Source organism: Trichococcus sp. TS_SC_9, assembly GCF_056156325.1.
The window spans coordinates 457,919-483,620 of record NZ_CM149591.1 but is presented as its reverse complement, the minus strand read 5'-3'; the positions used below and the strand labels follow the sequence as shown (position 1 = coordinate 483,620).

Here is a 25,702-nt window from a genome sequence, read left to right as displayed (position 1 = left end):
ATGGTTTTTTGTTTACACAGAAATGCCGGTTGTGTTTGCGGGAATATAGGCTAATCACTATAATCAATCTGATGGATTTTGGACAAAAAAGCGGAAATGTATGGGGAATTGCGTTACAATAGGTAAATAGAGCACTTCCTTCTGCAGTACCGTGACAGAATGCGGAGGCGTACGATCAAAGATGAAATGAGTGAGTTGGATGAGTTTTGATTATAACGATGATAGTTTAGCTTTGCATACTGATTTGTACCAAATTAACATGATGAAGACTTATTGGGATGAAGGCATTACCGAAAAACATGCAATTTTTGAACTGTACTTCCGGAAGTATCCTTTCAATAACGGCTATGCAGTCTATGCGGGGCTTGAGCGCTTCGTTTCCTACATTCAGAATTTACGCTTCACGGATACGGACATCGCCTATTTGCGGGAGCATGTCGGCTACGAGGAAGGTTTTTTGGAGTATCTGAAAAATTTCCGTTTCTCGGGCACGATCCGTTCCGCTTTGGAGGGGGACCTCGTCTTCGCGAATGAACCGATCGTCCAAGTGGAAGGTCCGTTGGCGGAATGCCAGTTGATCGAAACGGCCTTATTGAATGTCGTCAATTTCCAAACGCTGATAGCGACAAAAGCCGCACGTCTGCGCTACGTCTGCGATGATGAGCCATTGATGGAATTCGGTTCCAGAAGAGCACAGGAAATGGATGCCGCCATTTGGGGCACACGCGCAGCCTACATCGCGGGATTCAATGCCACGAGCAATGTCCGAGCTGCTAAACTGTTCGGCATTCCGGCTTCTGGTACTCATGCCCATTCGATGGTGCAAGTTTATCGAAATGATTACGATGCCTTCATGGCTTATGCGCGTTCCCACAAGGATTGCGTATTCCTGGTGGATACGTATGATACGTTGAAATCGGGCGTGCCGAATGCCATCAAAGTCGCGCGGGAAATGGGCGATAAGATTAACTTCAATGGCGTACGCATAGACAGCGGGGATATGGCCTACATTTCCAAAAAAGTCCGTCAGCAATTGGACGAGGCAGGCTTTACCGATGCGAAAATCTACGCATCGAACGACTTGGATGAATTGACCATCTTGAACTTGAAGATGCAAGGTGCAAAAATAGATGTCTGGGGTGTCGGCACCAAGCTGATCACCGCTTATGACCAACCCGCGCTTGGAGCGGTCTATAAATTAGTTTCTATAGCGGATGAGAGCGGCAAAATGGTGGACACGATGAAGATCTCCAGCAACGCCGAAAAAGTTTCCACACCCGGCAAGAAGCAAGTATGGCGAATCACCCGCAAGCGTGACGGCAAGTCGGAAGGGGACTACATTGCGCTTTGGGAAGAAAAGCCCGATCAAGAGGCGGAACTGTATATGTTCCATCCCGTCTTCACTTACATCAATAAGACCATCACTGACTTTGAGGCGCGTCCCGTGCTCCAGGACATCATCGTGGATGGTGAAGTGGTTTATGAATTGCCATCGCTCCAAGAAGTAAAAGCCTTCTCGGAAGCGCAGATGAGCGGTTTGTGGGATGAATACAAACGAATCCTGAATCCGGAAGACTATCCGGTCGACTTGTCACAGAAGACGTACGATCACAAGATGTCCACCATCAAAGCCATCAAGAAGCAAATCAAGGAAGAAGCGTCATTATTGGAAAGCACTAAATAACCAATCAAATCAATCAAGGGGGAATAGGTATGCGTCCACTACAAAAAGAGATTATTGCTGCATTAAGAGTGAAACCGGAAATCGATCCAAAAGAGGAAATCCGCATCAGCATCGATTTCATGAAAGATTATTTGGCGGCACACCCGTTTTTGAAGGCATTCGTTTTGGGCATCAGCGGAGGGCAGGACTCCACTTTGACGGGGCGGTTAGCCCAGCTGGCGATCCAGGAAATGCGTGACGAGACAGGCGACGACAGTTACCAATTCATCGCTGTCCGTCTTCCGTACGGCATTCAATTCGATGAGCACGATGCCCAGGCTGCACTTGCCTTCATTTCCCCTGACCAAAAATTGGTCGTCAACATCAAAGAAATGGCAGACGCTGCACTCGATGCGCTTGAAGAAGCCGGCCTCACCATCACCGACTTCAACAAAGGCAACATCAAGGCACGCCAACGCATGATCGTCCAGTTCGCGATAGCGGGCGACAGCAACGGGGCTGTTTTGGGTACTGACCATGCTGCAGAATCCGTGACCGGTTTCTTCACGAAATTCGGGGACGGCGCAGCCGACTTGTTGCCGATTTGGCGCTTGAACAAACGTCAAGGACGCCAATTGTTGAAAGAACTGGGCGCACCGACACAGCTCTACGAAAAAGTACCGACAGCGGACTTGGAGGAAGACCGGCCTGCTTTGCCTGATGAAGTGGCTTTGGGAGTGACGTACGAGATGATTGATGCTTATCTGGAAGGCAAGGAAATACCGGATAAGGAAGCAACAATCATCGAAGGCTGGTATACGAAGACCGAGCATAAACGCCACTTGCCGATCACGGTCTATGACAGTTTTTGGAAAGAAGCCTAATCTGTTCAGATAGTGGGGTTTTGCAGTGAAAATCAGCAAACAAAATAAAATGATGCAAGAAAATCAAAATCTGCAGTGCAAGAGTGGGGGGCACCTCCTGCTCCTGCACTGCTTCAGCTTGTTGGCGACCGCTTTCGTGGTCCATCTCTTTCTTCAATGGACCCAAAATGATCTGGATGCCGGACTGGTCGTGAATTTTGTATTTGCTTGGCATACCGAGAAGTTCCTGATCAGTACCGGCGTGTTAGTGACGCTTGGGCTATGGCTTTGGGCGCTGGTAGGGAATATCCGCTGGGCGAATGCATTGTTGTTGCTGTCGGGGGGAATCTTTGGGATGGCGACCTATGAGAAGATGCTGCAGCGCAACGAGCCCGTTTATCCGAGCGATTTGAAGATGCTGACGGAGGCCACCTTCCTTTTGGAAATGCTCAATGGACGGGCATTGGCGGTGCTTAGCCTTGTGTTCATCCTGTTTCTGGCATTCGTACTTTATTCCTTGCGTCAGGCCAAATCCAAGCAAACCGTGAAATTGGGATGGAAATCACGCGTGCTGCTGTTCGTTGCAACAAGTTTGGCACTCGGTTATGCAGGCCAGTTCCAGCAGGAAGGCAACCTGCTGAAGAAAGCCTATGACAGAACGGCGTATTGGATTCCATACAGCCAACAAATGAATTACTACAACACCGGATTTGTGGCCGGCTTCCTATACAATCTATCGGCAGCGCCGATGGAGATGCCGGCGGATTATTCACAGGAAAAAATCGATGAGTTGAAGGTAACCTATCAGCAATTTGCTGACGAAATCAACGCAGAAAGAACAGCTGTGTTGCCCGAAATGAATGTCATCTACATCATGAATGAAAGTTTTGCGGACCCGCTTGAGTTGGAAGGATTGGATCTGCAAAGTGATCCGATTCCGTTCACGCGAGCCTTGATGGATACAAGTTACAGCGGCGAGCTGTTGTCCCAAGGATATGGCGGTGGAACCGCCAATATCGAATTTGAGGCTTTGACAGGGTTCTCGATGGAGCCGTTCGCTGCGAACATCACGACGCCCTATACGCAGTTCCTGTCCACGCAAGATGACTTTCCATCCGTCGTGTCCCGTTTGGAAGAAGCCGGCTTCCGTACCACAGCGATCCATCCCTACAATACGACCATGTATAAGCGGTTGGAGAACTATGAGACTTTGGGATTCGATTCTTTTCTTTACGAGGACACGATGACGAATACGGAAAAGCTGGATACCAATCCGTACATTTCGGATGCAGCCGCGTACGCTGAAATAACGGCTATCCTGAAAGCCAGCGAGGAAAAAGATTTTATCCATTTGGTGACGATGCAGAACCATACGCCTTATCAAAATAAATACACGGTAACGCCATCTGCTGCTGAAACCGGCATTGCCAGCCAGACAATCCGGAACTATCTGCAGGATCTGCAGTACAGCGATCAAGCGTTGGCGGATCTGTTGGCAACTCTGCAGGAATGGGACGAGCCGACCGTCGTCGTGTTTTGGGGGGATCATTGGCCGAGCGTTTTCGGAGAGGATCTTTATGCGCTGAACACGATCCAGAATATGCATGAGACACCTATGTTCGTCTACAGCAACACGGAAGAGGCCCAAAAAGATTTGGGCGTCACCAGTCCCATCTATTTCTTCCCGGAAGTGCTGGAGTTGAGCGGCAGCCGCGTCACGGCTTTTGAAGCCTTGTTGATGGCGCTTCAGGAACAGGTGCCGGCTTTCGAAAAGACGCTGTATGTGAATGGCGATACCGGTGAGTATGTCTCGAGCCGAGAAGGACTTTCCGATCAGGCCAGAAGCCTGTTGGCGGATTATGATCTTATCCAGTACGACACGACCACCGGAAACCAGTACGCAGAATCAAACGGTTTTTTCCAAATGAACGATTGAAACAGATTGCCGCAGGCTTGCGGCTTGTGTGAGAGTTGGATTTGCATGTAGGTCCGGAATCGCCTATGATTAAGGAAATACAGGGTGAAAGGAGGGGTCCGGTGAGTTTCTTTATACGTTTTATGCTGCTTTTCGGGGCGACGATACTGGCGAGTGTGCTGTTCACCTATCTTTTCCGTGCGGCAGCGAGACGGTTCCGCTGGACGGATAAGCCATCCGAAGCGAAAGTGCATGTCCAGGAAACGCCTACGATGGGAGGCGTGGCCATATTCGCGGCTTATTGGGGTGCCTTCTTCATTGGGGTCCCTCTGAGTAATCGTTCAGGGTTTGCAGGCATCATGTTTTTGAGCTCGTTGATCATCCTGATAACGGGAATCATCGATGACGCCTATGATCTGAGGCCTTGGCAGAAAATGATCGGCATCCTTACTGCGGCGAACGTGCTGTATTTTTTTACGGGCATCAAAATAGACAGCCTGACGCTGGATTATTTCGGAACAATCGAATTCCATGAAGCGGGTTACTTGGTGATGATGCTTTGGATTGTGGTCATCACGAATGCGGTGAATCTGATGGACGGGCTGGATGGCTTGGCGACGGGAACTTCAATCATTTCCCTCTCGACGATGGGCTTCGTCAGCTATTTCTTCACCGATTATATGGATGTCGCCACCGTCGTCATGATTTTCCTTTTGGTTGCAAGTTTGTTGGGTTTTTTGCCTTTCAACTTCTACCCATCCTCCATTTTCCTTGGGGATACGGGGTCGCTGTTCGTAGGGTTTATGATCGCGGTGTTGTCCTTGTACGGCCTGAAACATGCCACCTTCGTATCGCTCCTGATACCGGTAGCTATTCTCGGGGTTCCGTTGACGGACACGATTGCCGCTGTCCTTCGCCGGACTTTGCACAAGCGTTCCATCAGCGCAAAGGATAAAAGCCACCTGCACCACCGTTTGCTGCGGCTGGGATTTACGCACCGCCAGACCGTTTTGGTCATTTATGCTTTGGCGATCATCTTCTCCTTGACGGCCATCCTGTTCCCGATTTCTTCTTTCTGGGGAACGGTAGTTTTGGTAGTCGGTCTGATTTTCGGCGTGATGCTCTTCATCGCTTCCTTCAATTTGTTGGACAGCAACCGCTCCAAGTTGCGCAAGACATTGTATCGCCTTTTGAAGGAAAAGGACGACAAAAACAAATGAACAAGCCATGAAAGCCTACCGGGCTATCACGCGCTTGTTCATTTTTTTATTCAAAGTCTATTCGATTTCGCCTTCATCGGCTTCGTCGTAAGCTGGGGAGACCGGACGCTCCACGTAGTCCTCCTCGCCGATTTCAAAGACGACACGGCCATTCATGACATCCGTAACAGCATCCTGGAAATGGCTGATGTCCTCAATAGGGATGCCGCACAAAAAACAAACCTGGTCGGTGTATTGGGCCTCAATCAGAGTATAGGCCGATTGCGCTAAGTAATTCTCCAATTTTCCGGATGCGGAATAGGAAACGATGCAGCCGACTTTTGTCTGGAGGCTGCGGACAACGATGCCGATGTCCTTCAGTGCTGACGATACGGAGCGGCTGTAGGCACGAATCAATCCGCCGGCACCGAGCTTTGTTCCGCCGAAATAGCGGGTGACGACGGCTGCGACGTAACGCAGATCGTTTTTCTTGAGCACTTCCAACATCGGGACGCCAGCTGTTCCGGATGGTTCACCGTCGTCGTGGGCGCGTTGGATGTCGTTCTGGTCGCCGACCAGGTAAGCGGAACAGTTGTGCGTCGCTTTCCAGTGCTCTTTTTTGATGGCTTGGATGAATTCTTTGGCCTCGTCTTCGGAATGGACACGTTTGAGGCTGCAGATGAAGCGGGAGCCCTTGATGATGATCTCTGAAACGCCGCTTTCTGCGATAGTGTGATAGGTTGTCAGCATAGTCTTTAGCCTCCAATATGTTGTTCAATCTCATTTTACCACAGAGGGGCTCGGATGACAGGCCACGAACAAGGAAAGGGACTTTCCGAACATTTCCATTTGTGGTATTGTTAGATGGAATAGACCAAACGGCCATAGGGGTCGATGGAAAGGTGATCTGCGTGAAAGCTACAGATTTAATCGATGTACTCAAGATGAAAAAAGTTGTTGGGAGCTTGGATCCCGATTTGAATATTGGAAAAATTAGTCAGGATTCCCGCGATATCCAATCGGGGGATCTGTTTGTCTGTATCGACGGTACGCAAGTCGATGGCCACAATTACGTTGAGAAGGCAGTCGCCAACGGTGCGGGCTTGATTGTTGCCCATAAGGATATCCAAAGATTGGCAGCGACTGTCCCGGTTGTATATGTTCCCGATACGGACAAAGCAATGGGCCTGCTTGCGAATCACTTTTATGCTTACCCGAGTGAGGCGATGAAAGTCATCGGCGTCACAGGGACCAATGGGAAGACGACAGTGACCTATTTGGTGGAAGCCATCCTTAAGGCGATGGATAAAAAAACCGGGTTGATGGGCACCATCGAAATGCATATCGGCGACGAAGTGCACAAAACGAAAAATACGACGCCCGACAGCATCACGATGCAAAAAGCCCTGCACCTTATGGTTGAGAAGAAGACGGAATACTTCACGCTGGAGCTTTCCTCAATTGCTTTGGAAATGGGCAGAGCGTGGGGCCTTGATCTGGATGTCGCAATCATGACGAACTTGACGCATGAACACATGGAATTCCATCACACGATGGAAGCCTATGCCGAAGCGAAAAAACTGCTCTTCTCCCAACTAGGGAACGGCCGCAAAAACGGACGTACGAAAGCGGCGGTTCTGAATGCGGATGATGAAACGATCCACAGCTACCGCATCGCTACGGCGGCAGAAGTCATTTCTTACAGCGTAAAGGATGAAACGGCTGATTTCTTTGCAGCAGATATCACATACAGCCGGACGCAGACCCGCTTCAATCTGGTCGTAAATGGGGAACGTTATCCGGTCGTGACGAACTTGGTGGGGCTTTATAATGTTTCCAATACATTGGCTGCGCTGGCGGCTGTATATGCTCTGGGCATTCCTTTGGAGGATGCATCAAAAGCGGTCGCGTCATTGTCTGGTGTTACCGGCAGATTGGAGATTGTCCCTGGTGCGAGCGACATCGGTGTCTATGTCGATTTTGCCCATTCGCCTGATGCGATGGAAAAAGTATTGAGTGTGGTGCGCGAGTTCACCCAAGGAAGAGTCATTTCCGTTTTCGGGGGCGCTGGGGAACGGGAGCATGAAAAACGCCCAATCATGGCCCGCATCGGTACGGAACTCTCCGATTATGTGGTCCTGACTACGGATGATACCGGGAAAGAACCGCAGGAACAGATCATCTCAATGATGCTTACCGGCATTGAAAAGGACAACTATGAATATATCGAAAACCGCAAGGAAGCCATCGTGCACGCGATCACCATCGCAGAACCGGGAGATACGGTCATCCTGCTGGGGCGTGGACATGAGGCTGATTACAACGACAGAGGCAGAATGATTCGACTGTTGGACAGTGAAGTGGCGGCTGAAGCCATTGAATTGCGTAACCAGAGGCTTGTCGACAAAGCCTAAATGCAGAGAATTACCGCATAATATATGGTGGTTAAGCTAAATAACGAGCAGAAAGTTTGAGGATTTCCATGAAAATTGCAGTAGTAACGGACAGTACCGCTTATCTGACGGCTGAAATACGCCAGCGGCATCATATTCATATGCTGCCATTAGTCGTGAATATCGGAGAAAAATCATATGAAGAAGAAATAGATTTGGTTGCTGAGGATTTTTATGCCTTGATGAAATCGTCTGAAGATTTCCCGAAGAGCTCTCAACCAGCAGTGGGTGCCATGCATGAGCTCTATGAAGAACTGGCGAAGGATCATGATGCAATCATCAGTGTCCACCTCTCAAGCGGCATCAGTGGTACTTACCAGAATGTGGCCTCATTAAGCAGAGAATATCCTGAATTCAACATCCATCCCTTCGATTCTGAAATCAGCTGCTACGTCCAGGCTCGCTTCGTCTTGGAGGCGGCAAGATTGGCTGCTGCCGGTATTGAACCGGAGCAGATCATTGTGCGATTGAACCATATGAAGAAACGTTCCCGCGCTTACTTTATGGTGGACGATCTGATGAACCTGCAACGCGGCGGCAGATTATCCGGTGGGGCGGCTGTCATCGGCTCTATCATGAAGATTAAGCCAGTGCTGCATTTTTCGGACAAAAAGATAGTCGTTTTTGAAAAAATCAGAACCAACGCAAGGGCGTTGCGACGGATCGAAGAACTGTTGGGCAAGACGGCTTCAAAAGCGGATTATCCGATTATCGCAACGGTCATCCATGGAAATATTCCCGAGAAAGGGCAAGATTGGCTGGAACATCTCCAAGGAGAGTTTCCGGACATCCGCTTCGAATTGAGTTATTTCGGTCCTGTCATCGGGACACATTTAGGCGAGGGTGCACTGGGGTTGACCTGGACGGAAGACACCGAATTGAGCTATCCGATATAAGCACTAAATCATTATGGCAATCATATATTCATCCGGGAGGAAGGGCCATTGGGGTCCTGGCCTTCCTGTTTTTTTCTGTGGGGAATTTCGGACTGGTTTTTTAACAGATAGCGGGGGTGCTTTTGTGAGAGTATTTATCGGCGTAAGATTGCCTGAAGGCATCAAAGAACAGCTGGTTTCCGTTCAGGGAGAAGTGAAACGTGCCAGCCTCAAAGGATCATTCACGGATCCGGACAACTTTCATTTGACGATGCGTTTTATCGGGGAAGTGGATCTGGATCAGAAAATCACAATCGAAACGGCGTTGGCTCGCTGCACCAAAAATCAGGTGCCCTTTCTGGTCGAAACTGCTAGGTTGGGTTATTTTTTCAAAAAAAACAAGTGGATCATCTGGATGGGCATCAAAGAAAACAGTCAGCTCCGAAAACTCTATGATCAGCTTAACGCGGAACTTTTGGTGCATGCAACGACAGTTGCCGACGAGGTTGCTTTCATTCCGCACCTCACGCTCGGTAGGGGGATTGTACTGTCGCAGGAGTGGGAAACACTTAGTGAAGTGCCGCTGCCCTTTGACCATAAAATCCCGGTCACCGGGCTGACGCTGTTCGAAAGTGTGCGGTTGAACGGTAAGCTGGTTTACCGCCCGATTGCTGATTTCCCGTTCAACGGTCAGACCATTCAGTCAGCATCCAGCAAACCAATAAATCCTTAACCGGAAACAGAAAGGCGTCACTCTTCGTATAGTCAGCGGAAGAGTGGCGGCTTTTTTTGCGTATGCTATCCAGGGAAGGGGAGGATGGCATGGACGGAAAAGAACTTTACGGCAGGGAATTGATGAAGGGCGAGTGTCGCAATGCAGACAAAGCACTGCTGAATATGGCTGAGAAACGACCCGGCTTCGTCAGCGTGAACGGGAAGCGGGCATGTTCCCGTTGCGGAAACCAAGACCGGAAAAACTTCCAGGCAGCGCCATGCTCTTGCGGAACTGCTTGTTTTTATTGCTTAAGTTGCCTGAACATGGGGAAAATCAAATGCTGTACAGCCCTCTATCATCTGCCGGAAACCAACTCGTTCGTATGGCCCAGCGAGCCGATTCTGCAATGGAAAGGGCAGTTGTCTTCGGAACAGAAACGTGCATCGGATGAAATCGTGGTGACGGTCCATGCTGAAGAGACACGCCTGATCTGGGCCGTTGCTGGTTCTGGGAAGACCGAGATGATCTTTGAAGGGATCGCAGCCTGTCTGCGCAAAGGTGGGAGAGTCTGCCTAGCCTCCCCGCGTGTGGACGTTTGTCTGGAACTGGCCCCACGGATCAAGCAAGCTTTCCCGGACGTCCCTTTGGCCTTGCTGTATGGAGGCAATGAGGAGGGCTACAGCTACACGCCGCTGGTCATCGCCACGACCCATCAACTGCTGCGTTTCCGGGAAGCGTTCGACCTCCTGATAATCGACGAAATCGATTCCTTCCCATACCACAACGATGCGAGCCTCCAGTTCGGGGCGCAAAAATCCAGAAAAAAGCGAGCGCGCTGATTTATTTGACGGCAACCCCGTCTCGGGCCATGCAAGATGACATCAAGCGTGGCAGATTGGCAGCGACGGTATTGCCTGCCCGCTATCACGGCTTTGCTTTGCCCGAACCAGAGTGTCTGTGGGTCGGGAACTGGCGCAAGGCCATCACCAAAAAGAAAACGGCTCGATTCCTTACACTGATTCGAAGGCAACTCCAAACGAATCGGCGCTTTCTGCTTTTTTTACCGCATATCAAGCTGATGGAAGAGCTGGATGGTTGGTTGAGGGAACTTTTTCCGGACAAGCAGTTCACCTGCGTTTCGGCGGGCGACCCTGATCGCGAGGAGAAAGTGAAAAGAATGCGGACGGAAGAGTATGATTTTTTGATGACGACGACCATATTGGAGCGCGGCGTGACTTTCAGGGACATCGATGTCATCGTGCTTGGCGCGGAAGATTGGGTCTTCACGGAAGCCTCGTTGGTGCAGATTGCCGGCAGGGCAGGCAGACACAAAGACTTTCCGACGGGGTGGGTCTGTTTTGCGCACAATGGCGAAACGAAAGCCATACAGGGGGCAGTCCGGCAAATCCGCTTGATGAACCGGGATGCGGGAAGAAAGGGGTTGCTGAATGGGTCAATGTCTGTTTTGCCAAAATGAGATCCGCGAACTTTTGACCCTCCAAGAACTTTTCAGCTTCGGGAAAAAAGATTGCGGAACAATCTGCCGATCCTGCGATGAAAAGTTGCCGCGTTTAGCTGGTCAAACGTGCTGCCCAGGCTGCATGCGGCCGCAAACAGCCACGGAGTTGTGCGAGGACTGCCGGAGGTGGAGCTGCCGCTATCCGGAATTGACGATTGGACATCATGCCTGCTATGCCTACACGGGTGTCGTGAAGGACTGGCTGCAACGCTACAAGTTTCAAGGCGATTACCGTCTTGCCGGAGCATTCAGGAATGAGCTGAGGGCTCTCCAAAGAGCGCATCCGAAGGGACTGTTCCTCCCGTTGCCGATATCGCGCGCGAGTTACGAGGAAAGGGGATTCAGTCAATGCGAAGAGATGCTGAAACAAGCAGGAATCCGCTACGCGCAATTCTTGGAAAACCAGCATGTCGGCGAAAAACAGTCCGAAAAAAACAGGCAAGAACGACTGCTGACAGCGCAGCCATTTTTGATGTTGGATGAGCACAAAAAATATCTTCAGCAGGAAATTATTCTTTTTGATGACGTCTATACTACCGGAAGAACGCTCTACCATGCGAAAACTCTGCTGTACAAGCAAGGATTCAGATTGGTGCGTTCCGTGACAATCGCAAGATAAGCAATCATAAACATTGAAATGTTAAGGCGCTTACATTATAATGAAGTTAAAGAAACCCCCTATGAGTGGTCCATAGGTGAGGGTTGTCTTTATCTGACGATGCGTCAGACGAAAGGAGAGAGTGCTATGTTTAAGTATAATGTCCGAGGAGAAAATATTGAGGTTACAGAACCGATTCGCAGCTACGCCGAGAAAAAATTAGGCAGACTGGAAAAATACTTTAGCAACGTGCCTGAAACAACTGCGCATGTCAACTTGAAAGTATATCCATTCCCAGCCGAAAAATCTGCTAAGGTGGAAGTTACGGTTCCGCTACCTTTCCTGGTTTTAAGAGCCGAAGAGACTTCCAACGATCTATACGGAAGCATCGATTTGGTCGTGGACAAACTTGAACGCCAAGTCCGTAAGTACAAGACGAAGATTCACCGCAAATCCAGAGAGAGAGGATTTGATATCGGTAACGAGCCGAATCTGATCGAAGAAAAAATGGAAGACGATGAGAATCCGCTTGAAATCGTCCGCACTAAACGTCTTTCCCTCAAACCGATGGACAGTGAAGAAGCTGTATTACAGATGAATATGCTTGGACACAACTTCTTTATCTTCGAAGATGCTGAAACGAACGGCACAAGTATCGTGTACCGCCGAAAAGACGGCAAATTCGGTCTGATCGAAACCGACTAAATCTGAAAATAACGTCCCCCGCCCCTAATAAACGGCGGGGGGCTTTTTTTTTTGGCAACAGGTGTAAGGTTTTGTTGATGGGGAGTAGTTCACATTAATTAAAAGTAATGATAGAATAGTAGAGATAAAAGAATTATTTTTGCATCAGCAACGAACGACTTATACACGAATGCATACCCAGTGAAAATGATTGCTGGAATGAAATCAGACAGCAAGAGGAGATATAGAATGGCCAACTTTTTAAAGAAACTCATCGAGAATGATAAGAAAGAGCTACGTTCCTTGGAAGGCGTAGCGGATAAAGTCATCTCCTACGCGGATCGAATGGCCGCTTTGGATGATGAAGAATTGCGCGAACTGACCGAATCTTATAAAGAACGCTACAAAAAAGGGGAGTCTTTGGATGATCTTCTGCCAGAAGCATTTGCGGTAGTCCGCGAAGGCGCAAAACGCGTCTTGGGACTGTATCCTTATAAAGTGCAGATTATGGGGGGGCTTACCCTACATAAAGGCAATATCGCTGAAATGAAGACGGGTGAAGGTAAAACCTTGACAGCGACGATGCCTGTATACTTGAACGCCTTATCGGGCGAAGGTGTGCACGTTGTCACAGTCAATGAATATTTGGCAAGCCGTGATGCGGTCGAGATGGGCGAATTGTACCGTTTTCTGGGGTTGACTGTTGGTTTGAACACAAACGGAAAGTCTTCTGAAGAAAAAAGAGAAGCCTATAACTGCGACATCACTTACAGCACCAACAATGAATTGGGCTTCGATTATTTGCGTGACAACATGGTCGTCTACAAAAATCAAATGGTGCAGCGTCCGTTGAACTTTGCGGTCGTCGATGAGGTCGACTCGATCTTGATTGATGAAGCCCGTACACCATTGATCATTTCCGGACAAGCTGAAAAATCGACAGCACTCTATAACCGAGCTGATTTCTTCATCAAAGGATTGAAAGAGAATGAAGACTATACGATCGATTTGACATCTAAATCAATCGCATTGACGGATGAGGGCATCGAGAAAGCCGAAAAAACATTCCATTTACCGAACTTATACGATGTGGATAATACGCGCTTGGTGCATCATTTGGATCAAGCTTTGCGCGCGAACTTCATCATGCTTGTGGATATCGATTACGTAGTGGAAGACGGAAAAGTAAAAATCGTTGACCAATTCACTGGCCGGATCATGGAAGGCCGCCGTTACTCGGACGGACTTCACCAAGCCATCGAAGCGAAAGAGAACGTCGAAATCGAAAATGAATCGAAAACGATGGCCACCATCACTTTCCAGAACTATTTCCGTATGTACAAAAAACTGTCCGGTATGACCGGCACGGCGAAAACGGAAGAAGAAGAATTCCGGGAAATCTACAACATGAACGTCATCTCGATTCCTACAAACAGACCGATTGTCCGTAATGATTATTCGGATTTGTTGTACCCATCCTTGAAGAGCAAATTCAGGGCTGTTGTCGGCGATATCAAAGAGCGTCATGTGAAAGGGCAGCCGATCCTTGTCGGTACCGTAGCAGTCGAAACTTCTGAATTGCTTTCGCGCATGCTGAGCCAAGAAAACATTCCGCACCAAGTATTGAATGCCAAAAACCATTTCCGGGAAGCGGAAATCATCATCGGTGCCGGTCAACCCGGAGCCGTCACGATCGCCACCAACATGGCCGGCCGTGGTACCGACATCAAGCTGGGTAAAGGCGTCAAGGAATTGGGCGGTCTCTGCGTCATCGGTACCGAACGTCATGAATCACGCCGGATCGATAACCAACTGCGTGGACGTTCCGGACGTCAAGGAGATCCCGGTGAAACGCAATTTTACCTTTCGCTGGAAGACGATTTGATGAGACGCTTCGGATCGGAACGCATTCAGCAAGTCTGGAGCAAATTGAATTTGGATGACGAAGCAGAAGACGTGGTTATCCAAAGCAAAATGCTTTCCAAACAAGTGGAATCAGCTCAGAAACGAGTGGAAGGCAATAACTACGATACCCGTAAAAACGTATTGGAATACGATGAAGTCATGCGTGAACAACGTGAAATCATCTATGGACAGCGTCTGGAAGTCATCAACGAAACTGAATCGCTAAAATTTGTCGCAACAGCCATGATCAAACGTGCGATTGCGCGTGTGGTCGAAACGCATACCATCGGTGAGAAGACGACTTGGAACCTGCAAGGGATCCGCGACTTTGCCGGAGCTGCCCTAGTGCACCCCGACAGCATCAGTATGGCCGATCTGGAAGGCAAAACAGCGCATGAAATTGAGGAATACTTAGTTGAACGCGCAATGGAAGTTTACAAGACAAAAGAGACTCAATTGAGCCCAGAACAGATTTTGGAATTCGAAAAAGTCGTCATTCTGCGCGTTGTGGACAACAAATGGACCGATCACATCGACAATATGGATGAGCTTCGCCAAGGTATCGGCTTGCGTTCCTACGCACAGAACAATCCATTGACCGAATACCAAACCGAGGGCTATGATCGTTTCCAAGAAATGATTGCCACCATCGACTACGACGTCACCCGTATCGTGATGAAATCAGAAATCCGTCAAAATCTGCAACGACAATCAGTAGGTCAAGGCTCGAACATCATGCCGACGCGTGAGACAGTCGCTTCCAAAACGGAGCAACAGGAACAAGCGCGCAGAGCCCAGATCTCCGCAATGAGAATGCAAAAACTGATGGAAATCCAAAAAGCCAAACAAGCGGCTGAAGCAGCAGGAAAACAAGAGTCGCCCACCGAAGAATAACCAGCGGTCTGCGCAATCCACAGCTCAGCCAAAAAGATCAAGTCAATAACACTAATCGGATACAGCGCCAATCGAGGAGGGTCGGGATAAAAAACAGTCGCTTGTTTTTATCCCGACCCATCCTTCTTTTGTCGAATCTAGGAGGAAATCAAATGGAATTAAGTGAAATCAAAGCAATATTGGAAAGTTCAGAAACAAAAATCTCAAGCTTCAGGAGGTCTCTTTGACTTAGATGGCCTGGAAACGGATATAGCGGAATTCGACGATCGCATGTTGGATCCTGAGTTTTGGAACAATGCCGAAGCGGCGCAGGAAGTCATCAATCAATCGAACCAAATAAAAGTAGTCTACAATACCTACAAGAGTTTGGAAGCGCAGTATGAAGACCTAGAAGTCTTATATGAAATGGTAAAAGAGGATGAAGATCCGGAATACCTGGAAGAATTGACCGAAAAAACGACAGAATTTACGGAAGCGCTGGAAAAATATGAATTGACGATGCTGTTGAACGGACCGCACGACAAATCCAATGCCATTTTGGAAATTCATCCGGGTGCCGGCGGAACGGAATCCCAGGATTGGGGCAGCATGCTTTTCCGCATGTACACGCGTTGGGCCGATAAAAAAGGCTTTGACGTGGAGACGTTGGATTATCAAAGCGGGGATGAAGCCGGAATCAAAAGCGTAACGATCCTTATCAAGGGTTTGAACGCCTATGGTTACCTACGTTCGGAAAGAGGCGTGCACCGTTTGGTCCGTATCTCGCCGTTCGACTCAGCCGGAAGAAGGCACACCTCTTTTTGTTCGATCGACGTGATGCCGGAGATCGCTGCGGACGATACGGAGATAGAAGTGAATCCGGATGACATCCGTGTGGATACTTATCGCGCCAGCGGAGCAGGCGGGCAACACATCAACAAGACGTCCTCAGCTATCCGGATTACACACATCCCGACCGGCGTTGTTGTGGCGAGCCAGGCGCAACGTTCCCAATTCCAGAACAGAGATACCGCTATGGGGATGCTGAAGGCAAAACTGTATCAACTGCAAGAGGAAGAGCGTGAAAAAGAACTGGCAGCCATCCGTGGAGAACAAAAAGAAATCGGTTGGGGTTCACAGATCCGTTCTTACGTATTCCATCCTTATTCCATGGTAAAAGACCACAGAAGCAGCTATGAAACGGGTAATGTACAGGCCGTCATGGACGGCGATCTGGATGCCTTTATCGATGCCTATCTGAAAATGACGATGGATCAGGAAGAACTGTAAGATACGCAACGAAATGAAAAATGGCCAAACGTGAGCAGGAATAATGAGGATTCAGCTGAACTTCTGAGAAACTATTGACACATACTTGTAAAGAAACTAAAACAGACATATTTACGCAACGTGCTATAATAGGGAAGCATTCTTGCGGCCACTGAAGCTTTCAGACCGGCAGCAAGGAAAAAAAGAAAAGACAGGTGATAAAATGATTGAAATGCTGAATGTCTCTAAGAAATACAACAACGGCATTACGGCGGTCAATAATCTGAGCGTGAAGATCGAGCAAGGGGAGTTTGTGTATATTGTAGGCCCAAGTGGAGCCGGCAAATCAACCTTTGTCAAAATGATGTACCGCGAAGTAAAACCATCCTCAGGAACAGTTCAAGTAGGCAAATATAATTTAACGACCATGAAGGAAAAAGAAATCCCGTTGTTGCGTCGTTTTGTGGGTGTAGTCTTCCAGGATTTCAAACTATTGCCTAAACTGACCGTTTATGAAAACATCGCCTACGCGATGGAAGTAGTCGAAAAAAGTCCAAAAGTCATCCAGAAGCGCGTATTGGAAGTGCTTGATTTGGTTGGCCTGAAGCATAAAGTGCGGATGTTCCCGAATGAACTTTCCGGCGGGGAACAGCAACGGATTGCGATTGCACGTGCGATTGCGAATATGCCAGGCGTCCTGATTGCAGATGAGCCGACAGGTAACTTGGATCCGGATACGTCGATGGAAATCATGCGCATTCTGGAAGAAATCAACAACCAAGGCACGACAATTCTGATGGCAACCCATAACAGCCAAATCGTTAATGACATCAAACACCGTGTATTAGCAATAGAGAATGGCCGTATTGTCCGAGATCAACAAGAAGGAGAATATGGATATGAAATTTAGAACATTTATGAGACACATAAGAGACGCATTCAAAAGCCTGTTCCGGAATGGCTGGATGTCGATAGCCTCTATCAGTGCAGTGGCGCTGACCTTGCTGCTTGTGGGATCCTTTACCGGTATTCTCTTGAACGTGAACAAATTGGCTTCCGACGTCGAAAATGATGTGAGTGTAAAAGTCTACATCGATCTGGCGGCTGATCCGGCCGCGCAGGAAGTGTTGAAAATAGAACTGGAGAACATCGCCAATGTGGAATCCATCAGTTTCTCAAGCAAGGACGAGGAATTGGATAAGATCATCGGCAGCTACGGCGATGAGTTCGACCTGTTCGGTGGGGATGCCAATCCGTTGTATGATGCCTATGTCCTTAACACGACGGCTCCGGAGCAGACGAAAGCAGTAGCTGAAGCAGCATCCGCCATGCAGTATGTCACGCAGGTTGAATACGGCGGTGCCACAGCGGATAAATTGTTCGAGACGATTGCGACGATCCGTACGATTGGGCTTGTCATCATCATCGGCTTGCTGTTGGTTGCCGTATTCCTGATTTCCAACACGATCCGAATCACCATATTCTCACGGAGCACAGAGATTGAAATTATGCGTTTGGTGGGGGCAAAAAACAGCTTCATCAGATGGCCATTCCTGATTGAAGGAGCCGTTATCGGTCTGATAGGGGCATTGATTCCCATGACCTTCCTCGTATTCCTTTACCGCTTCATTTTTGATGTGAGCGGGGATTACTTGGCAGGCACGAACTTCGGCCTCTTGCCTCCGAATCCATTCCTTCTATACATCAGCCTTTTGATGGTGGGCATCGGCATCTTTATCGGGGCATTCGGTTCCGTATTCTCGATGCGCAGATTCCTGAAAGTTTAATAAACAATTCGAGTTCAAAAAAGGTTTCAGTCATACTATTGTATGGCCGGAACCTTTTTCTGTTGCATGAACGATTGAGATTGAGCTGAAAAACAGCAGAGCGCAATTATTATTTTCGCACGCGAGGATTTCTATTAAAGCTTGTGGAATCTCCTGTACAGCGCACTTTTTGGAGACTTTTGGTTTAAGAAACAAAAAACAGCTAATGAAATCTGAATTGCCGTTTTCCAACATTTTTAGTATGCTGAAAAGGAAGCGAGCCGAACAGGAAGCTGAGGCGCTTAGAATACCGACATTTGCAAAATATACATGGGATGGCATTCGCCATCCCGGACCCCAATCGGTCAGAGGAGGACACATGAAAAAAGTTTTGATAGTGGATGATGAACCATCCATCGTTACATTGTTGGCTTTCAACTTGGAAAAAGACGGCTATGAGGTGACAACTGCCACCGACGGAGCGGAAGGCTACCGCTTGGCCATCTCGAATCCTTTTGACTTCATCATTTTGGATCTGATGCTACCGTCGATGGACGGAATGGACATCTGTAAACGTCTGAGACAGGAAAAATTTGATACACCGATCATGATTTTGACAGCGAAGGATGATGAGTTGGAAAAAATAATCGGCCTTGAGTTGGGTGCGGATGACTATATGACGAAGCCGTTCAGCCCACGTGAAGTGTTGGCCAGGATGAAAGCTATCTTAAGAAGGACAAACAAACCGGTTCCGGCTGAACCGGTTGCGGTTGCCCAACAGGAATTGACGGAAGATGAAACAGAAAAAATTGAAGTGGGCGAAATCACGATTTTTCCGCAGCTGTACGAAGTTCATGTTGAGGGAGAATTGATCGAAATAACGCCGAAAGAATTTGAATTGTTGCTTTACATGGCGAAGCGCGCCAACCGCATCCTGAGCCGGGAACAGTTGTTGAACGCCATCTGGAATTTTGATTACGCAGGAGAAACGCGCATTGTCGACGTGCATATCAGCCATCTCCGCGAAAAAATCGAAAAAGACACCAAAAATCCGCAATACATCCGAACGGTCCGAGGCTTCGGGTATAAATTCGAGGTGTCGAAATAATGCATAAATTTACAAATCAATTTTTGGCCCTTTTTGTAGGCCTTTTTCTACTCCTGGTGACAGGAGTAGTTTTTTATACCAATCAAATGTTGGTGACCGCTACGGCTACTATCATAACAAACGGAATCGATAATCGCGCAAATGATATTTCCATGATGGTGAGTGAACTGTATATTGGAGATTCCGATACCGTTATTACGGCGGTCAAGGAAATAGGCGGCATCCAAAAATTGCTCGCAGAGGGGGATGCCATCGCCCTTTTGAATGAAAAAGGGAATTTGGTTTTTTCATCCAATCCTAGTATTGATTCTGCTGAGAAACAGCAGGATGTCAGAGAAATAAAAGCTGTCCTGAAAGGAGCCGCAAACGGCAGCAGTGGACTTACAGAGGACAAAAATGGGGACAGTGTATACCGGGCAGCGTTTCCTCTCTACAATGAGTCCGGCGATTTTGTAGGCATATTCCGTTTGTCGCATAATCTTTTCGAGTTGGAAGGATTGAAAGTCGATACATTGGAAGCGGCCTTGCTTTTCAGTTTAGTTGCGGTAATTTTGGCGAGCATCATCGCGCACAGTTTGACGCGGCGCCTGTCTGTGCCATTGGAAAACATCAAGACAATCGTGGAACAGATTGCAGAAGAAAATTATGAAGTGCGCTATTACGGAGCCGATTATCCTGAAATCTCGGCCCTAGGTGATAAAGTGAATGATCTCTCCGATAGTCTCCAAGAGAAAACACAGACAATCCAAGAATCAAATGAGCGGATAAATTTGCTGATGGATAAACTAGTGATCGGTGTTGTCCTGCTGGATGAGGAAAAGAGAATACAAATGATGAACCCCGCAGTTCAAAAAATTGTAGGGAAAAAAGATTCTTTGATCGGTCATTCCTATCTGGAGTTGTTCAAAAGCTACGGCGTGATCAGATTGATCGATCAGACCTATCATTTCAAAAAACATCTGAATGACGAAATCTATCAGTATTATCCTGATGAAAAGATTCTTGACGTGAATACGGTCCTCATTCCAGGCAATAAGGGTGAAAGGGGCGATCAGCTGATTGTTTTGCTTTACGATATTACGGAAATCAGACGATTGGAAAAAGTAAGAACGGATTTTGTGACGAATGCCTCTCACGAACTGCGGACACCAGTGACTGCCTTGAAGGGATTCGCTGAAACTTTGTTGGATGGAGCCATGAGCGACCCTGTCATTCTAAAGCAGTTTTTGGAAATCATCTATAAAGAATCCAATCGGTTGGATATGTTGGTAAACGACATCCTGGAACTTTCTCGCGTCGAACAAAAACAAGTGCCAATGCGCATCGAAAAGATCAACATAAACGAAATTACCCGCTCTTGTTTTCAAATCGTCAGTAAAGAGGCGGAAGAGAAAGAAATCACCCTCATGCTGAAAGCTGAAAAGGAAGTATATTTTGAAGGTGATAAGAGCAGGTTCGAACAGATACTGTCCAACCTGATATACAATGCCGTGAACTATACGGATCAAAAGGGGCATGTGACCGTCCATTTGGATCAAACGGACGAAGAAATCATCATCCAAGTCAAGGATACCGGCATCGGCATACCGGAAGAAGATCTATTGCGAATTTTTGAGAGATTCTATCGGGTGGATAAAGCCAGAAGCCGCAATACAGGAGGAACAGGTTTGGGTCTTTCCATAGTAAGGTACCTTGTCAAAAACATGAACGGATTTATTTCGGTCGACAGCAAAATGGGTATCGGGAGCACGTTTACCGTTCGCTTCCCGTATATCAGACGTCTAAATGAAGAATAAAATGAAATTAAAGTTTGGATTAGATTAGAATTTTATAATAAACAACCTTGTATTTACATAAAATTTACAATTTATGATGCTAAAGAACGTTATCAATAAAGCTTTTTTAACAAAAGGTAACGCTTTCTCAGGATTCTTCACACAAGCAGGATGAAAAGCATATTTTATCTCAACGTAAAATTTACAATTATACGTAATAAAATTAACATTCAGACGTTAGAATGAATTTATCAGCAAAGAACAAAATAATTCAAACAAAAAGGATGGTAATTTCAAATGAAATGGAATAATCTTAGCAAGTTAGTTTTAGCATTAGGCGTAAGTGCAACTTTGGCAGCATGCGGTGGCGGAGACGAAGCATCATCTGACGGAGCTACTGGAGTAGCAGGTACAATCAACGTTGTTTCACGTGAAGATGGTTCAGGTACAAGAGGTGCTTTCACTGAAATCACTGGCGTGTTGGGTGAAGATGCAAACGGCGAAGAAGTGGATAACACTTACTCCGAAGCAATCATCCAAAACGGTACGGAAGGCGTTCTTTCTACAGTTGCAGGAGATGCAAATGCAATCGGTTATGTTTCATTAGGATCTTTGAATGACACTGTTCAAGGCGTAGCAATCGACGGCGTAGAACCAACAAACGAAACTGTACAAGACGGCACTTACCCGATCGCACGTAACTTCAACATCGCTTGGAAAGGCGATCTTAGCGAAGTGGCTGCTGACTTTGTAGCATACATCCACTCTGCTGAAGGACAAGCAATCGCAGTTGAAGAAGGATATGTTGAAGCGAAAATGGACGGAGCTGCTTATGCAGGCGACGGTTCAATGAGCGGAACAATCTCAATCGTAGGTTCAACTTCTGTATCCCCATTGATGGAAGTACTTGCTGAAGAATACAAAGCTTTAAACCCTGATGTTCAAATCGACATCACTTCAAACGGTTCTTCTGCTGGTATGACAGCAGCCATGGAAGGTACTGCTGATATCGGTATGTCTTCCCGTGAACTGAAAGAAGAAGAAGCTGCTGAACTTACATCTGATGCAATCGCAGTTGATGGTATCGCAGTAGTCGTCAACAAAGAAAACACTCTTGCTGGCTTGACGCTTGAGCAAGTAAAAGCAATCTTCACTGGTGAAACAACTGAATGGGCAGACGTTCAATAAACTAACATTAGATTTCACTCAGACTGTATGAAAAGGCCAGATTAATCTGGCCTTTTTTTTTCATTAATGATATAAAAGTATAGAAAATGTATTATAATGTAAAGGAAAGACCTTCAATCAGATTCTGGTTAAAAAAAGGAAGGGGAACTTATGAAAAAGAAGTATTTTTTGGAAAATTTCATGAAATGGCTATTTTTTGCATCAGCACTTGTTTCTGTCATTTCGATTATTGTGATTTGTTATTTCATATTTGAGGGTGGAATACCTTTCATGCTCGATTATGGACTCGGTAACTTCCTGTTCGGAACAAAATGGGCGCCTTCAAACAGCACACCGAGCTTCGGCATCCTACCGATGATATTCGGTTCGATCGTCATCACGATCGGTGCGATTATTTTAGGAGTTCCAACCGGCATATTCACTTCGATTTTTATGGCTAAATTCTGTCCGCCTAAGTTGCATCAATTTCTGAAGCCGGCAGTCAATATGATGGCCGCCATTCCTTCTATCGTCTATGGTTTCTTCGCGCTCCAACTGATTGTTCCGTTGATGCGACAACTTGTCGGAGGAACAGGGATGAATATCTTGACGGCCTCCATCTTATTGGGAATCATGATTTTGCCGACAATCATCGGGATGTCAGAAGCTTCTATTGTGGCTGTTCCTAAAAGCTACTACGAAGGAAGCATCGCATTGGGTGCTACACATGAACGTTCGGTAATGCGTGTTGTTGTGCCAGCAGCTAAATCAGGAATCCTTTCTTCCGTCATTTTGGGAATTGGGCGTGCAATCGGTGAAACGATGGCTGTGATTTTGATTGCCGGAAACCAGCCGCGTATTCCAGAGAGCGTCACGCAAGGGGTTCGTACGATGACCACCAATATCGTTTTGGAAATGGCTTATGCTGCCGGGCAGCACAGAGACGCATTGATTGCCACTGCAGTTGTACTCTTCATCTTCATTCTGGTCATCAATGGTATCTTTTCAGTCGTTAAAAGGAGGGGAAACTAAATGGAATCGAAAATCATCAAATTCTTAGTCTATTTCTTTTCCTGTCTGACATTCGGTTCTTTGTTCTTCATAATCGGCTTCATTTTATGGAACGGGGTACCGAACCTGTCGCTTGAAATTTTTGCCTGGGAATACAAGACGAGCAATGTATCGATGATGCCGGCCATCCTCACCACCTTCATGTTGGTCATTTCGGCGTTGCTGATTGCTGCACCGATCGGAGTCTTCACGGCGTTTTATCTGGTCGAATATGCGGATAAAGACAATCGATTGTTGGATGTCATCCGTATCGCTACCGACACGCTGTCCGGGATCCCATCGATTGTTTATGGTTTGTTCGGGATGCTTTTCTTTGTAATCTTCCTTAATTTCCAATATTCCTTGATTGCTGGGGTTCTGACTTCAGTCATCATGGTATTGCCGGTCATCATCCGATCCACTGAAGAAGCTTTGATATCCGTCAAGGACTCGTTGCGTGAAGGCAGTTTTGCCTTAGGAGCCGGAAAACTCAGAACCATTTTCAGGGTAGTTCTTCCTGTTGCGATGCCGGGTATCTTGTCAGGTTTGATTTTGGGTGTAGGACGGATCGTCGGAGAAACGGCGGCTTTGATGTACACATTAGGTACATCCACCAATCTTCCGCAAAGTTTTATGCAGTCCGGCCGTACATTGGCTTTGCATATGTATGTACTTTCAAGTGAGGGCATGCACGTGGATGAATCCTATGCTACAGGGGTAGTATTGATCATAGTTGTACTGATCATCAATGCTATTTCAACATTCTTCAGTAACCGATTGACCAAGGGGGCAAAATAAATATGAGTAAAATCAGCATAAAGGATATGAATCTGTGGTATACAGATTTCCAGGCTTTGAAAAACATCAATATTGAAATTGAAAAAAATGAAATCACAGCATTCATCGGACCATCAGGCTGCGGGAAATCCACTTTCTTGAAGAGCCTGAACCGTATGAATGATTTGGTTCCAGGATGCCGGATCGAAGGCAGCCTGCTTTTGGATGGAGAAAACTTTTACGATGGCGACTACGATGTGAACGTGTTGCGTAAACGTGTAGGTATGGTATTCCAACAACCGAATCCATTCCCAATGAGCATTTATGATAACATTGCCTACGGCCCAAGAACCCATGGAGTCAAGGATAAAAAGACATTGGACGGAATTGTTGAACGCAGCTTAAAAGGCGCAGCCATTTGGGATGAAGTGAAAGACAACCTGAATAAGAGCGCCTTAAGCATTTCAGGTGGTCAACAACAACGTATCTGCATCGCACGCGCTTTGGCAGTCGAGCCGGAAGTACTTTTGATGGACGAGCCGACTTCAGCCTTGGATCCAATTTCTACAGCGAAGATAGAGGACTTGGTCCAGGATCTGAAAAAAGATTACACGATTGTCATGGTTACGCACAACATGCAACAAGCTGCTCGTGTATCTGATAAAACGGCCTTCTTCCTTACTGGAGAAATCATTGAAATGGGTGACACGAAAGCAATCTTCTCGAATCCAAAAGACAAGAGAACGGAAGATTACGTATCAGGAAGATTCGGCTAAATCATCAAAATATGTTATACTATTGTTAATTGAAATATTGGAGTGAGGTGGGGTACTGTGAGAAGAATTTTTGACGATGAATTAAATCAAATGAATGCCCAATTTACAAAAATGGGTTTTAAAGTCAATGAATCCATTTTGAAAGCAGTAAAAGCATTCATCAATCATGATAGAACCTTGGCGACTGAAGTAAAAGACAACGATAGAGACATCAATGCGATGGAAGTCGATCTTGAACGATTCTGTTTCCAATTGATTGCTTTGCAGCAACCAGTTTCGGCTGACTTGCGATCCATCATCACGGTCATGAAAGCTAGCTCGGATCTGGAAAGAATGGGTGACCACGCAGTAAGTATCGCCCGTTCTGTCATCCGCGTAAAAGAGGAGCACAGCAAGCGCATCCCTGAAGTTGAAGTGAAAATAGGTGAAATGGCTGAGGTTGTCAAATTGATGGTAGAGCAATCGATCGATGCGTATGTAAGACAAGATGTCCAACACGCAAAAGAAATCGCTGAAAAAGACAGCATCGTGGATGATTATTTCGTCAGCATCAACCGCTTTTGCCTGAAAGAGATGGCAAAAGATCCGGAAGTTGTTTTCGGTGGAGCCGACTACATTCTTGTTGCCGGTTATCTGGAAAGAATCGGAGACTACGTAACCAACATCTGTGAACGCATCCTGTATCTGCAAACCGGAAAATTGGAAGAACTAAATTAAACAGGCATTTCCACTAGAGAAGGACCTTCCCGTGA

General features: G+C 47.0%; 23 protein-coding genes. 22 read left to right on the top strand and 1 reads right to left on the bottom strand.

All coding sequences use genetic code 11. From position 1 onward, the window contains the following. The first annotated feature begins 199 nt into the window (after positions 1–199). From AC0J5I_RS02165 to AC0J5I_RS02150, 4 genes are all read left to right on the top strand, one after another. A complete protein-coding gene (locus AC0J5I_RS02165) occupies positions 200–1,684 on the top strand; it encodes a nicotinate phosphoribosyltransferase (protein ID WP_107995488.1) in 1,485 nt (494 codons plus the stop codon). A 29-nt stretch (positions 1,685–1,713) separates the two neighbouring features. Continuing rightward, positions 1,714–2,547 (top strand): ammonia-dependent NAD(+) synthetase, encoded by an 834-nt coding sequence (gene nadE / locus AC0J5I_RS02160; protein ID WP_475303026.1) that lies wholly within the window; start codon positions 1,714–1,716, stop codon positions 2,545–2,547. 25 nt (positions 2,548–2,572) lie between these two features. Then, the gene (locus tag AC0J5I_RS02155; RefSeq protein WP_475303022.1) at positions 2,573–4,462 is read left to right on the top strand and encodes an LTA synthase family protein; all 1,890 of its coding nucleotides are present in this window, start codon (positions 2,573–2,575) and stop codon (positions 4,460–4,462) included. 101 nt (positions 4,463–4,563) lie between these two features. Next, positions 4,564–5,661, top strand: coding sequence for a glycosyltransferase family 4 protein (locus tag AC0J5I_RS02150; RefSeq protein ID WP_234402584.1), 1,098 nt, complete (start codon positions 4,564–4,566; stop codon positions 5,659–5,661). 57 nt (positions 5,662–5,718) lie between these two features. Here AC0J5I_RS02150 and AC0J5I_RS02145 read toward each other — a convergent pair whose 3' ends face one another. Continuing rightward, positions 5,719–6,390, bottom strand: a complete 672-nt coding sequence (locus tag AC0J5I_RS02145; protein ID WP_475303015.1) for a YigZ family protein — start codon at positions 6,388–6,390, stop codon at positions 5,719–5,721. Positions 6,391–6,551: 161 nt separating this feature from the next. Here AC0J5I_RS02145 and AC0J5I_RS02140 point away from each other — a divergent pair, with 161 nt between their 5' ends. The 18 genes from AC0J5I_RS02140 to phoU all read left to right on the top strand — a co-directional run bounded on the left by AC0J5I_RS02140 (position 6,552) and on the right by phoU (position 25,667). Next, a complete protein-coding gene (locus tag AC0J5I_RS02140; RefSeq protein ID WP_475303012.1) occupies positions 6,552–8,054 on the top strand; it encodes a UDP-N-acetylmuramoyl-L-alanyl-D-glutamate--2,6-diaminopimelate ligase in 1,503 nt (500 codons plus the stop codon). Between the two features lie 68 nt (positions 8,055–8,122). Then, entirely contained in the window at positions 8,123–8,989 is an 867-nt protein-coding gene (locus tag AC0J5I_RS02135; protein ID WP_107995494.1) for a DegV family protein, read from the top strand. A 124-nt stretch (positions 8,990–9,113) separates the two neighbouring features. Beyond that, positions 9,114–9,701 carry an RNA 2',3'-cyclic phosphodiesterase gene (thpR, locus tag AC0J5I_RS02130; protein WP_475303005.1) on the top strand — a complete coding sequence of 196 codons (588 nt, stop codon included), beginning with the start codon at positions 9,114–9,116 and terminating at the stop codon, positions 9,699–9,701. A gap of 89 nt (positions 9,702–9,790) precedes the next feature. Then, complete coding sequence (locus AC0J5I_RS02125; protein ID WP_475303001.1) at positions 9,791–10,522, top strand: DEAD/DEAH box helicase family protein; 732 nt, start codon at positions 9,791–9,793, stop codon at positions 10,520–10,522. A 56-nt stretch (positions 10,523–10,578) separates the two neighbouring features. Further along, positions 10,579–11,160: a helicase-related protein gene (locus tag AC0J5I_RS02120; protein WP_475302996.1), complete on the top strand. Its 582-nt coding sequence runs from the start codon at positions 10,579–10,581 to the stop codon at positions 11,158–11,160. After that, the gene (locus AC0J5I_RS02115; protein WP_475302992.1) at positions 11,132–11,821 is read left to right on the top strand and encodes a ComF family protein; all 690 of its coding nucleotides are present in this window, start codon (positions 11,132–11,134) and stop codon (positions 11,819–11,821) included. The genes AC0J5I_RS02120 and AC0J5I_RS02115 overlap by 29 nt, the downstream gene beginning before the upstream one ends. Before the next feature lie 126 nt (positions 11,822–11,947). Continuing rightward, positions 11,948–12,505, top strand: a complete 558-nt coding sequence (gene hpf, locus AC0J5I_RS02110) for a ribosome hibernation-promoting factor, HPF/YfiA family (protein ID WP_106449327.1) — start codon at positions 11,948–11,950, stop codon at positions 12,503–12,505. A gap of 228 nt (positions 12,506–12,733) precedes the next feature. Beyond that, positions 12,734–15,283, top strand: coding sequence for a preprotein translocase subunit SecA (gene secA, locus AC0J5I_RS02105; RefSeq protein ID WP_107995498.1), 2,550 nt, complete (start codon positions 12,734–12,736; stop codon positions 15,281–15,283). A gap of 152 nt (positions 15,284–15,435) precedes the next feature. Further along, positions 15,436–16,552, top strand: a protein-coding gene (gene prfB / locus AC0J5I_RS02100; RefSeq protein WP_199902984.1) for a peptide chain release factor 2 whose coding sequence is annotated in 2 segments (ribosomal slippage) — positions 15,436–15,507 and positions 15,509–16,552 — 1,116 coding nt in all. Because the reading frame shifts where the segments join, the coding sequence is not laid out codon by codon here. A gap of 202 nt (positions 16,553–16,754) precedes the next feature. After that, positions 16,755–17,441 carry a cell division ATP-binding protein FtsE gene (ftsE, locus tag AC0J5I_RS02095; RefSeq protein WP_086629500.1) on the top strand — a complete coding sequence of 229 codons (687 nt, stop codon included), beginning with the start codon at positions 16,755–16,757 and terminating at the stop codon, positions 17,439–17,441. Further along, positions 17,431–18,318, top strand: a complete 888-nt coding sequence (gene ftsX / locus AC0J5I_RS02090; RefSeq protein WP_475302980.1) for a permease-like cell division protein FtsX — start codon at positions 17,431–17,433, stop codon at positions 18,316–18,318. The genes ftsE and ftsX overlap by 11 nt, the downstream gene beginning before the upstream one ends. A 358-nt stretch (positions 18,319–18,676) precedes the next feature. After that, complete coding sequence (locus AC0J5I_RS02085) at positions 18,677–19,405, top strand: response regulator transcription factor (RefSeq protein ID WP_475302978.1); 729 nt, start codon at positions 18,677–18,679, stop codon at positions 19,403–19,405. Continuing rightward, positions 19,405–21,201: a two-component system histidine kinase PnpS gene (pnpS, locus tag AC0J5I_RS02080; protein ID WP_234402585.1), complete on the top strand. Its 1,797-nt coding sequence runs from the start codon at positions 19,405–19,407 to the stop codon at positions 21,199–21,201. Before AC0J5I_RS02085 ends, pnpS begins: the two co-directional genes overlap by 1 nt. A 276-nt stretch (positions 21,202–21,477) precedes the next feature. After that, positions 21,478–22,368 carry a substrate-binding domain-containing protein gene (locus AC0J5I_RS02075; RefSeq protein ID WP_107995502.1) on the top strand — a complete coding sequence of 297 codons (891 nt, stop codon included), beginning with the start codon at positions 21,478–21,480 and terminating at the stop codon, positions 22,366–22,368. Between the two features lie 150 nt (positions 22,369–22,518). Continuing rightward, the gene (gene pstC / locus AC0J5I_RS02070; RefSeq protein ID WP_107995503.1) at positions 22,519–23,379 is read left to right on the top strand and encodes a phosphate ABC transporter permease subunit PstC; all 861 of its coding nucleotides are present in this window, start codon (positions 22,519–22,521) and stop codon (positions 23,377–23,379) included. Beyond that, positions 23,380–24,195: a phosphate ABC transporter permease PstA gene (gene pstA / locus AC0J5I_RS02065; protein WP_107995504.1), complete on the top strand. Its 816-nt coding sequence runs from the start codon at positions 23,380–23,382 to the stop codon at positions 24,193–24,195. A gap of 2 nt (positions 24,196–24,197) precedes the next feature. Then, the gene (gene pstB / locus AC0J5I_RS02060; protein ID WP_475302964.1) at positions 24,198–24,950 is read left to right on the top strand and encodes a phosphate ABC transporter ATP-binding protein PstB; all 753 of its coding nucleotides are present in this window, start codon (positions 24,198–24,200) and stop codon (positions 24,948–24,950) included. 57 nt (positions 24,951–25,007) lie between these two features. Beyond that, complete coding sequence (gene phoU / locus AC0J5I_RS02055; protein WP_107995506.1) at positions 25,008–25,667, top strand: phosphate signaling complex protein PhoU; 660 nt, start codon at positions 25,008–25,010, stop codon at positions 25,665–25,667. Positions 25,668–25,702: the final 35 nt, after the last annotated feature.

Bases quoted from the DNA above. Each gene is read 5' to 3' on its own strand.
- AC0J5I_RS02165 (WP_107995488.1), top strand. From the start codon at position 200: ATGAGTTTTGATTATAACGATGATAGTTTAGCTTTGCATACTGATTTG.
- nadE (WP_475303026.1), top strand. From the start codon at position 1,714: ATGCGTCCACTACAAAAAGAGATTATTGCTGCATTAAGAGTGAAACCG.
- AC0J5I_RS02145 (WP_475303015.1), bottom strand. From the start codon at position 6,390: ATGCTGACAACCTATCACACTATCGCAGAAAGCGGCGTTTCAGAGATC.
- AC0J5I_RS02135 (WP_107995494.1), top strand. From the start codon at position 8,123: ATGAAAATTGCAGTAGTAACGGACAGTACCGCTTATCTGACGGCTGAA.
- AC0J5I_RS02125 (WP_475303001.1), top strand. From the start codon at position 9,791: ATGGACGGAAAAGAACTTTACGGCAGGGAATTGATGAAGGGCGAGTGT.
- AC0J5I_RS02115 (WP_475302992.1), top strand. From the start codon at position 11,132: ATGGGTCAATGTCTGTTTTGCCAAAATGAGATCCGCGAACTTTTGACC.
- hpf (WP_106449327.1), top strand. From the start codon at position 11,948: ATGTTTAAGTATAATGTCCGAGGAGAAAATATTGAGGTTACAGAACCG.
- secA (WP_107995498.1), top strand. From the start codon at position 12,734: ATGGCCAACTTTTTAAAGAAACTCATCGAGAATGATAAGAAAGAGCTA.
- ftsE (WP_086629500.1), top strand. From the start codon at position 16,755: ATGATTGAAATGCTGAATGTCTCTAAGAAATACAACAACGGCATTACG.
- ftsX (WP_475302980.1), top strand. From the start codon at position 17,431: ATGAAATTTAGAACATTTATGAGACACATAAGAGACGCATTCAAAAGC.
- AC0J5I_RS02085 (WP_475302978.1), top strand. From the start codon at position 18,677: ATGAAAAAAGTTTTGATAGTGGATGATGAACCATCCATCGTTACATTG.
- pnpS (WP_234402585.1), top strand. From the start codon at position 19,405: ATGCATAAATTTACAAATCAATTTTTGGCCCTTTTTGTAGGCCTTTTT.
- AC0J5I_RS02075 (WP_107995502.1), top strand. From the start codon at position 21,478: ATGAAATGGAATAATCTTAGCAAGTTAGTTTTAGCATTAGGCGTAAGT.
- pstC (WP_107995503.1), top strand. From the start codon at position 22,519: ATGAAAAAGAAGTATTTTTTGGAAAATTTCATGAAATGGCTATTTTTT.
- pstA (WP_107995504.1), top strand. From the start codon at position 23,380: ATGGAATCGAAAATCATCAAATTCTTAGTCTATTTCTTTTCCTGTCTG.
- pstB (WP_475302964.1), top strand. From the start codon at position 24,198: ATGAGTAAAATCAGCATAAAGGATATGAATCTGTGGTATACAGATTTC.